The 7,727-nt window shown below is 28.6% G+C and carries 11 protein-coding genes; 4 read left to right on the forward strand and 7 right to left on the reverse strand.

The annotated features are described in order from the left end of the window. Positions 1 to 9 precede the first annotated feature (9 nt). Genes mnmE through rpmH form a run of 6 tightly spaced genes read right to left on the reverse strand, consistent with a single transcriptional unit; the run spans position 10 to position 4,530 of the window. The gene (gene mnmE, locus SR63_RS04155) at positions 10 to 1,338 is read right to left on the reverse strand and encodes a tRNA uridine-5-carboxymethylaminomethyl(34) synthesis GTPase MnmE (protein ID WP_002866894.1); all 1,329 of its coding nucleotides are present in this window, start codon (positions 1,336 to 1,338) and stop codon (positions 10 to 12) included. Further along, a complete protein-coding gene (locus SR63_RS04160; protein WP_002877967.1) occupies positions 1,331 to 2,149 on the reverse strand; it encodes a Jag N-terminal domain-containing protein in 819 nt (272 codons plus the stop codon). Before SR63_RS04160 ends, mnmE begins: the two co-directional genes overlap by 8 nt. Further along, positions 2,146 to 3,738 (reverse strand): membrane protein insertase YidC, encoded by a 1,593-nt coding sequence (gene yidC, locus SR63_RS04165; protein WP_147498370.1) that lies wholly within the window; start codon positions 3,736 to 3,738, stop codon positions 2,146 to 2,148. The genes SR63_RS04160 and yidC overlap by 4 nt, the downstream gene beginning before the upstream one ends. Beyond that, positions 3,735 to 4,076 carry a membrane protein insertion efficiency factor YidD gene (yidD, locus tag SR63_RS04170; RefSeq protein ID WP_002865962.1) on the reverse strand — a complete coding sequence of 114 codons (342 nt, stop codon included), beginning with the start codon at positions 4,074 to 4,076 and terminating at the stop codon, positions 3,735 to 3,737. Before yidD ends, yidC begins: the two co-directional genes overlap by 4 nt. Then, entirely contained in the window at positions 4,073 to 4,399 is a 327-nt protein-coding gene (gene rnpA / locus SR63_RS04175; protein WP_002853349.1) for a ribonuclease P protein component, read from the reverse strand. Before rnpA ends, yidD begins: the two co-directional genes overlap by 4 nt. Further along, the gene (gene rpmH / locus SR63_RS04180) at positions 4,396 to 4,530 is read right to left on the reverse strand and encodes a 50S ribosomal protein L34 (RefSeq protein WP_002776864.1); all 135 of its coding nucleotides are present in this window, start codon (positions 4,528 to 4,530) and stop codon (positions 4,396 to 4,398) included. Before rpmH ends, rnpA begins: the two co-directional genes overlap by 4 nt. A gap of 130 nt (positions 4,531 to 4,660) precedes the next feature. Between rpmH and SR63_RS04185 the strand changes: the two genes are divergently transcribed. The 3 genes from SR63_RS04185 to SR63_RS04190 are packed head-to-tail and all read left to right on the forward strand — an operon-like array spanning position 4,661 to position 6,932. Continuing rightward, positions 4,661 to 5,140 carry a GNAT family N-acetyltransferase gene (locus SR63_RS04185; protein WP_002853404.1) on the forward strand — a complete coding sequence of 160 codons (480 nt, stop codon included), beginning with the start codon at positions 4,661 to 4,663 and terminating at the stop codon, positions 5,138 to 5,140. After that, the gene (locus tag SR63_RS08560) at positions 5,137 to 5,745 is read left to right on the forward strand and encodes a uracil-DNA glycosylase family protein (RefSeq protein WP_002865963.1); all 609 of its coding nucleotides are present in this window, start codon (positions 5,137 to 5,139) and stop codon (positions 5,743 to 5,745) included. The genes SR63_RS04185 and SR63_RS08560 overlap by 4 nt, the downstream gene beginning before the upstream one ends. Then, positions 5,742 to 6,932 (forward strand): hypothetical protein, encoded by a 1,191-nt coding sequence (locus SR63_RS04190; protein ID WP_002865964.1) that lies wholly within the window; start codon positions 5,742 to 5,744, stop codon positions 6,930 to 6,932. The genes SR63_RS08560 and SR63_RS04190 overlap by 4 nt, the downstream gene beginning before the upstream one ends. Here the strand turns inward: SR63_RS04190 and SR63_RS04195 are convergent. Next, positions 6,924 to 7,298, reverse strand: a complete 375-nt coding sequence (locus tag SR63_RS04195; protein ID WP_002853400.1) for a YbgC/FadM family acyl-CoA thioesterase — start codon at positions 7,296 to 7,298, stop codon at positions 6,924 to 6,926. The genes SR63_RS04190 and SR63_RS04195 overlap by 9 nt on opposite strands. Before the next feature lie 353 nt (positions 7,299 to 7,651). Between SR63_RS04195 and SR63_RS08750 the strand changes: the two genes are divergently transcribed. Continuing rightward, the coding region (locus SR63_RS08750; protein ID WP_370870670.1) for a hypothetical protein at positions 7,652 to 7,727 on the forward strand (76 nt) is incomplete at its 3' end.

Consider the following 7,727-nt stretch of genomic DNA (forward strand, 5'->3'; position numbering starts at 1 on the left):
TTTATCCTTTCATTTTCCTAAACAAAAATTACCAAACATTTCGTCTAAAATTTCATCTCTTTGAAAATCTTTGGTAAATCTTGCAAGTTCATTAATAGCTAAATTAAGTTCAAAAGCAAAAAGTTCTAAAGAACTTTCCTCTAAAAGTCCTTTAGCTCTAAAAATCGCTTCACTTGAAATTTTGCAAGCATTAATAAGATCTAAAGAACTTACCATAATACCTTCGCTATCAAAAGAATTAAGATAATTTTGCAATTCTTCTTTTAACAAAGTGATATCTTTTTGAGCACTAAGCTTGATAAAATTTTTATTTTGAGTATTTTTGAAAACATTTTCTAAATCACTTTTATTTAAAATCCAAAAGATTTTTTTATCAGTATTTGCTAATAAGTCAAAAATTTTCTCATCTTCTTTATCTTGCACTCTTGAAGCATCAAAGACTGCCAAAATAATATCTGCATCTTCTAAACTTTTTTTACTTAAAGCTACGCCGATTTGTTCTATAGCATCTTTACTTTCCCTAATACCCGCTGTATCTATAATGCGTAATAAATGCGTTCCTAATTTAAAGCTCTCTTCTATAGTATCACGAGTGGTGCCTGCTATATCTGAAACAATAGCTCTTTCATAAGAAAGCAAGGCATTTAAAAGCGAAGATTTGCCTACATTTGGCTTACCTACAATAGCGATTTTAAAACCTTCTATGAGTCCTTTTTTGCTTTGAGAAAGCGTATAAATTTCTTTTAAAATTTTAGAATTTTCTTCACACATAGTAGAAATTTGCTCTAATAAATCAGAAGGTAAATCATCATCAGCATAATCAATGCTAGTTTCTACAAAAGCCAAGGTTTTAACCAAATCTGTGCGAATTTTTTCTAAAAGTTCTCCTAAGTTTCCTTGCATGTTGCGTGCTATAATTTTAGCTGCAAGTGCAGATTTTGAAAGTATGAGATCTTGTATATTTAAAGCTTTTAAAGGAGTCATTTTACCATTTAAACACGCTCTTTTGCTAAATTCCCCTGCTAAAGCAAGTCTTGCTCCTAAACTTACAAGTTCTTCGAGTAAAACTTCACTCACACTAAATCCTCCATGAGTTTGAAACTCTACTATATCTTCCCCTGTAAAACTATAAGGGGCTTTAAAATATATCATTATAGCTTCATCAATAATTTCATTATTTTGATTAAAAAGTTTTGTAAAAGTAGCATGGCGGGGGGTGAGTTTGGTTTTGTGGCTAAGCTTTAAGGCAAATTCTAAAGCCCTTTCACCGCTTAATCTTACAATAGAAATCGAACCCACACCATGAGCTGTGGCAATAGCCGCTATAGTATCACTCATCTTTTTTGAAAAAGTCGTTTATTACAACAAATCTTTGATCATTATTTTGCTTAATTCCTACATATTTATCTGGAAATTCAGCTCTTAACTGCTCTAAAGCAATTTTTATCAAAACCCCATCTAAAGGTTTGGTTTGTCCGCGTCCATGAATTTTAATTTTTTCAATCACGCTTTGTAAATAAAGCTGCATACCTTGAATTTGATTTTCTAAAAATTGAGCGATCTCAAGGCGTACTAAAAGATTATATTTTAAATTGATCCAATTATGCAAAAGATAAGAAATAGCCTTGTAACGATGCGCTTCTTTGCCTATCATCAAAGCAGCATCTTCCCCATCCAATCGAATCAAAACACAATCTTCATTATACATTCTAAGTTCACTAAGCTCTATTTTAAACTGGGAGCTTTCTAAAAGTTTTACAAGCTGAATACGAATCTCATCTAAAATATCCTGAGTATTACGCACTCCTTTGCTTTCTCGATGAAAACTATCAAAAATTTCATCACTTTTTACTGTGTATTTTTCTTTTTGAATTTTATTTTTTTCATTTTTTATTTCAATCTTGTTTTCTTGTTTTGGCTCATGTGTTTCTGGTTTGTGATTTTTTGAACTTGCAAATTCTTTTTTAGGATTTTTTTTCAAAATCCTTTTTTTTGCTTTAGCCTCTATAATTGCCTTTTTTCTTCCAAATCCAAAAAAACCTTTTCTTGGATGCTGAATAATCTCATATTCTAAGTCCATCACAGAACATTCTAAACTTCTTGAAGCTTCTGTTAAGGCACTTTGAAGATCAATGGCTTCGATTTTCATTTTTCATGCTCCGCTTGTTTTTTGTGATGTTCTTTGGCAAATATTTTATTGATAACCCATTGTTGAACCAAAGAACAAAGGTTATTTACAAACCAATAAAGCGTAAGTCCTGCTGGGAAAGTGATAAAGAAAAAAGTAAAAATCACTGGTAAAAATTTCATAATCTTAGCTTGCATAGGATCTTGTATAGTCATAGGTGTAATAAGCTGTTGTAAAAACATCGTTACACCCATTAAAATAGGCAAAATAAAATAAGGATCCATTACCGATAAATCATGTATCCAAAACGCCCAAGGAGCTGCTTTTAACTCAATAGCATTAAGCAAAACGCGATAAATAGCAAAGAAAATAGGAATTTGTAAAAGTATAGGCAAACAACCACTCATAGGATTTGCACCATGTTTTTTATAAAGCTCCATCATGTGCATATTCATTTTTTGTGGATCGCCTTTGTAACGCTCTCTAATATCTTTCATTTTAGGAGCAAGATCTTTAAGTTTATTCATAGAAATCATAGACTTATAAGTTAGCGGGAATAAAATAATACGCACAATTAAAGTCATCACAACGATAGCCCAACCCCAATTTCCTATATACTGATGCAAGAAATTCAAAAACTCAAACATAGGCTTAGCAATAAAAGTAAACCAACCATATTCAACAACTGCTTCAAGGCGTGGATCTATACTTCTTAAAATCACATGTTCTTTAGAACCTATATAACCCCCTGCTTTAAATTCATTATCACTATAAGCAAAAACTATAGGGTTTTTATTAGCATCCTTGCTAATTGCCACATTTAAAGGTTTATCAAAATTATAAAAGAAAGTTGCATAGTATCTATCAAAAGCCGAAGTCATTACGACATTATTAGCACTTTCATCCTTTTCTACATCTCCATCTTTATAAGTTTCGATGGTTTCTTTATTATCCATTACCAAAGCACCATGAACTGTATAACTATCTACGGCAATATTTGGACGATATCCTGGACTTATAAAATAATTTGCATTCTTGCTGAGTTTAACTTCTATCTCATAATTTCCTTTTGGATAAAAAGTAATATCTTTTTCGATTTTCAATCCAGAAAGATTTTGAGTGAGTTTTAAAACTTGACTTCCATTTTCATCAACAAAAAGATTGCTAGCGTTAGCAACATAAGGAATTTTAAAAGCCTCTGAGTTAATACTTGGATCACTAAAACGCATTTCTAAAGGATAAGGACTATTTTCCTTGCTAACAAGATTTATAAATTCTCCTTTCTCATTTTGGTATTTTTTATCTTTTAAATAAAAAGCAGAAATTCTACCAAAAGAGTCAATTTGTGCTTCAAAATGCTTGCTTTGAACCTTAGATATCACACTATCTTGCGAAACTAAAGCTGCACTTGGAGTATTTGTGGTGGTATTTTGTATATTAGGAGTGTTATTTATGCTTGTGTTTTGTTGATTTTGTTGTGTAATGTTTTGTTCTATTTTTAAAGGTTGCTTTGGAATGAAAAAATAATCATAAAAAACAAAAAATAAAAAAGAAATCACAACAGCCAAAAGTATACGCTTTTGCTGAAAAATATTATTTGAATTATTCACTGATTTGTCCTTTTAAAGATGATTTTTATAAGATAAAAACTTTTATTTTTATAAGGTATATATAAAAAACAAAGTTGTTTTTTTGCTAAAAATATAGGCTTAAAACATAAATTCATAGGATAAAAATTTTTAGAAACTCTAGGATAATCAAAACCCCCTTTAAAAAAAGGGTTACATCTTAAAATTCTAAAAAAAGTAGAAAAAAAAGCTAGAAAAAAATTCTTTTTTTGAAACTGCCAAAGCGCATACTCAGAACAACTAGGATAATACCTACAAGCAGCGGGTTTTAAAGGGCTTAAGAATTTCTGATAAAAACGGAGTATTTTTAGGCATATCATTTGAAACATTCTAGTTTTTTCAATCCCCATTTTAGATTTTTTTCTAACCTAGAAAAAGAAAGTTCAGTGATTTCATTTTTAGCTACAAAAATATATTTGCCATCTTGAAGATATCTTTCAAACTTAGCAAACAAAGCCCTTAAAATTCGTTTTGAACGATTTCTAACCACTGCTTTTCCAACTTTTTTACTAGCAACAACTGCTATTTTTTTTTCATAACTATTCAGATAAAAAATGATCACACCTTCGCAATGCCATTTTTTACCTACTTTATATACAGATGAAAATTCCTCGTTTGTGCTAAATTTATCAAAATTTTTCACACAGCAAGTCTTTTTCTACCTTTAGCGCGTCTTGCATTGATCACCTTGCGACCATTTTTAGTTTTCATACGAACACGGAAACCATGAGTGCGTTTTCTTGGAGTGCCATGTGGCTGATAAGTTCTTTTCATTTGATTTTTCCTTAAAAAATTATAAAATAAACTTGTATTTTATCTTAATCTTACTTATAAATTGCTTTTGATTAAGAGTAATTTTTAAATTCTTTTGATAAATTTTGAAATTATTTTTAAAAGGTTAAAAATGTCAGAATTTAAAATTATTGATTTAAGACAAGAAGATTTAGATATTTTACAAGAGATGATCATAGAATTTGCAAAATACGAAGATATGTTAGATTTTCTTCAATGCACGAAAGAAAAACTGGAACATTCTTTACTAAAAAATAAATTTGCTCGTGCTTTTTTGTTAAAAGAAAATGAAAAAACTATAGGCTATATGATTTATTTTTATACTTTTTCGTCTTTTTGGGGCAGCGGTGGAATTTACCTTGAAGATATTTATATACGAGAAGATTTTCGTAAAAAAGGTTATGGAAAAGCTGTTTTTAAATTTTTAGGAGAAATTTGCAAAAAAGAAAATTTAAAAAGACTTGACTGGGTTTGCTTAAATGATAATATTTTAGGTATTAATTTTTATGAAAGTTTAAACGCTAAACATCTTAAACAATGGAGAAATTATCGTCTAAGTGGAGAAAATTTAGAAAAATTGTGTGATTTATGATAAGAAGTCTTTATTATTTAAAAGCTATGGGGTTTAACTTTGTTGATACACATACAAACCATTTTGAACAAGTACAAAATTTTCAAGAATTAAAACAACTTGTTTCATCTTGCACCTTATGCCAATTTTCCAAAACAAGAAAATTTAGTCTTATGGAGCCTAAGATAAAAAATGTCAAATTGCTAATTCTTGATGTTTTTGGGCAAAAGAGTGAAAATGAAAGTGGAATTTTACTTAATTCAAAAAAAGGTGAAAAATTAAAACACTATATTTATCAAATTTTAGGGCTTTGCGATGAAGATTTTTATTTTTCTTATCTATTTAAATGTTTTTGTAATGGAAAATTTGATGATTTTTCGCTACAATCTTGCTTACCATTTTTCTGGAACGAACTAAAACTGATTCAACCTGCTTTTTTGCTTTGTCTAGGAGAATACACATTTAAAAGCTTGGGATTTAAAGATTATCACATTTTAAAAGGTGAAATTTTTGCTTATAAAAATTTTTTCATAATGCCAAGTTATGATTTAGATTTTATAGAAAAAAATCCAAGTTATGAAAAAAATTTCATACAAGATTTAAAAAAAATTAAAGGATTTTTATGAAAAAAATATTTCTAATATTTTTCTTATCTTGCTTTTTGCTTAATGCAAAAGAGCAAAAATTAGTCGATGTAAAACCTGTTGAAAATTTTTATCCTAAATTAAGCGTTCAAGAATGCAACACAAACTGTCTTTTTGATCTTTTAGAATCAAGATTGTATCTCAGTTTTTTAAGTGAATTTGCAGATCAAAACGATCAATTTCTATCTAATGTTTATGCAAAATTATTAAATTCCATTACTGATTTTGAAAAAAATGTTCAAAAAATTACTTCTGTTAAACTTGCGATAATTATCCCAGAAAAAACTATAAAAAGTTACTCAAATACTATAATAAATTCAAGCATAGCTTATCTTTTAAGACAAAGAGCTGAAATCAAAGTAAAAGTTTTTTTAACCGGCACAGAAGATAGTGATAAAATCCGAGCCGCACTTGATGCAGCACAAGCTCAAGGATATCAGTATGCCATAGCTGGATTTACTCTAAAAGGTGCTAACGAGTTGAAAAATTACTCAGGAAATATGAAAATTTTCATACCAACTATCCATAAAAACAACATACAAATTTCAAATCAAAATATTATTTTTGGAAGTATTGACTATGATGCTCAAATTGCCACACTTTTAAGCAAATCAAATGCTAATATCGCAATATTTAGCGATGGCTCTGCTTTATCAAGCAATCTAAATTCAAGAATTCTTGCTCAAAATAATAATGCTAGAATATATACCATAGAAGGCGAGAAGCTTGATTTTAGCAGGCTTTTAAGATCACAAGGTGGAGTTAATAATGCCTCAATATTTTTTAACACTCCATTGATCAAAACAGCTCTAGCAAGTTCTCAACTAAGAATTTATAACATTCATCCTTATGTGCTTTTATCCACTCAAATCAACTATAATCCAACATTTTTAAGTTTAACACAACAAGGAGATAGAGAAAATTTCATCATTGCTAATTCCATCAATAACCACGATGATAACTTAGTCTATCTTAATGAAATTTTTAATCAAAGTATAGATTATAACTGGATTGCTTATGCTACTAGTATAGGAGTTGATTACTTTTATACCGAATTCTTAAATAAAAAAAGCGAAAGTTTATTTGATGAGAAAATCAAAAATTCTCAAGTTGATTACAAAGTGCGTCTTATGCAAGGCAAACAAGCAAGCTTTGAAGAATTAAAATAATTCTTCAAAGAGCTTTTTTAACTGCATATCCATTCTAGCTGGTTTTTCGTTTTTAATAAAAGCTAAAGTTAATTCCATTTTAAAAAGCAAAATTTCATCTTTATAAATTTCTTGTAAAATTTCCACAGAAGCATTTTTGACTTCTAAAATTTTTGTTTTAATCTCTATCATATCTCCAAGTTTTGCAGGTTTTAAGAAATTGCAATTTGCTTTTGCAAGCAAAAAATGTCCCTTAGACGCATCAAAAATATCTACTTTTTTATTGAAAAAAATTTCACTTCTTGCTCTCTCGCAAAATTTTAAATAATTACTATGATACACCACTCCACCCGCATCAGTATCTTCATAATACACACGCATTTTCATCGCTTTACCTTAAAAAATATTTTACATTTAAAAAACATTGGATTATACAACGGAAATTCTTTGATATCGCTTTTTAGTTTATATTAAAAAATTCCGTCCAATCTTAATTTAATAAAGCTTTTTAATAATATTAAATATATATTATAAAAATAAAATTAAAAAATAACTTTTTTATTATTAATATTATTTAAATATTTTATTTATAATTAATATATATTTAAGAATATTATAATTATAATTACGCTTACTTTTAATGATATTTACAGATATTGTTAAATAGTTAAAATATAATAATCAATATTCAAGGACATCTATGCCAGCTATTAAGCTTTTTAACTTCACGGGGGCGGGGTATAGAGAAATTTTGTTTTAAACTTTCTATTGTTACCTTCTTAAGTATCAACGCTTTTGCAGCCACTCAAGCAAATA

Source organism: Campylobacter sp. 2014D-0259, assembly GCF_008000505.1.
Lineage (GTDB): Bacteria > Campylobacterota > Campylobacteria > Campylobacterales > Campylobacteraceae > Campylobacter_D > Campylobacter_D jejuni.

Coding starts and splice junctions, on each gene's coding strand:
- rpmH (WP_002776864.1), bottom strand. CDS start 4,530: ATGAAAAGAACTTATCAGCCACATGGCACTCCAAGAAAACGCACTCAT.
- SR63_RS08560 (WP_002865963.1), top strand. CDS start 5,137: ATGATAAGAAGTCTTTATTATTTAAAAGCTATGGGGTTTAACTTTGTT.
- SR63_RS04160 (WP_002877967.1), bottom strand. CDS start 2,149: ATGAAAATCGAAGCCATTGATCTTCAAAGTGCCTTAACAGAAGCTTCA.
- SR63_RS04190 (WP_002865964.1), top strand. CDS start 5,742: ATGAAAAAAATATTTCTAATATTTTTCTTATCTTGCTTTTTGCTTAAT.
- SR63_RS04195 (WP_002853400.1), bottom strand. CDS start 7,298: ATGAAAATGCGTGTGTATTATGAAGATACTGATGCGGGTGGAGTGGTG.
- mnmE (WP_002866894.1), bottom strand. CDS start 1,338: ATGAGTGATACTATAGCGGCTATTGCCACAGCTCATGGTGTGGGTTCG.
- yidD (WP_002865962.1), bottom strand. CDS start 4,076: ATGATATGCCTAAAAATACTCCGTTTTTATCAGAAATTCTTAAGCCCT.
- SR63_RS04185 (WP_002853404.1), top strand. CDS start 4,661: ATGTCAGAATTTAAAATTATTGATTTAAGACAAGAAGATTTAGATATT.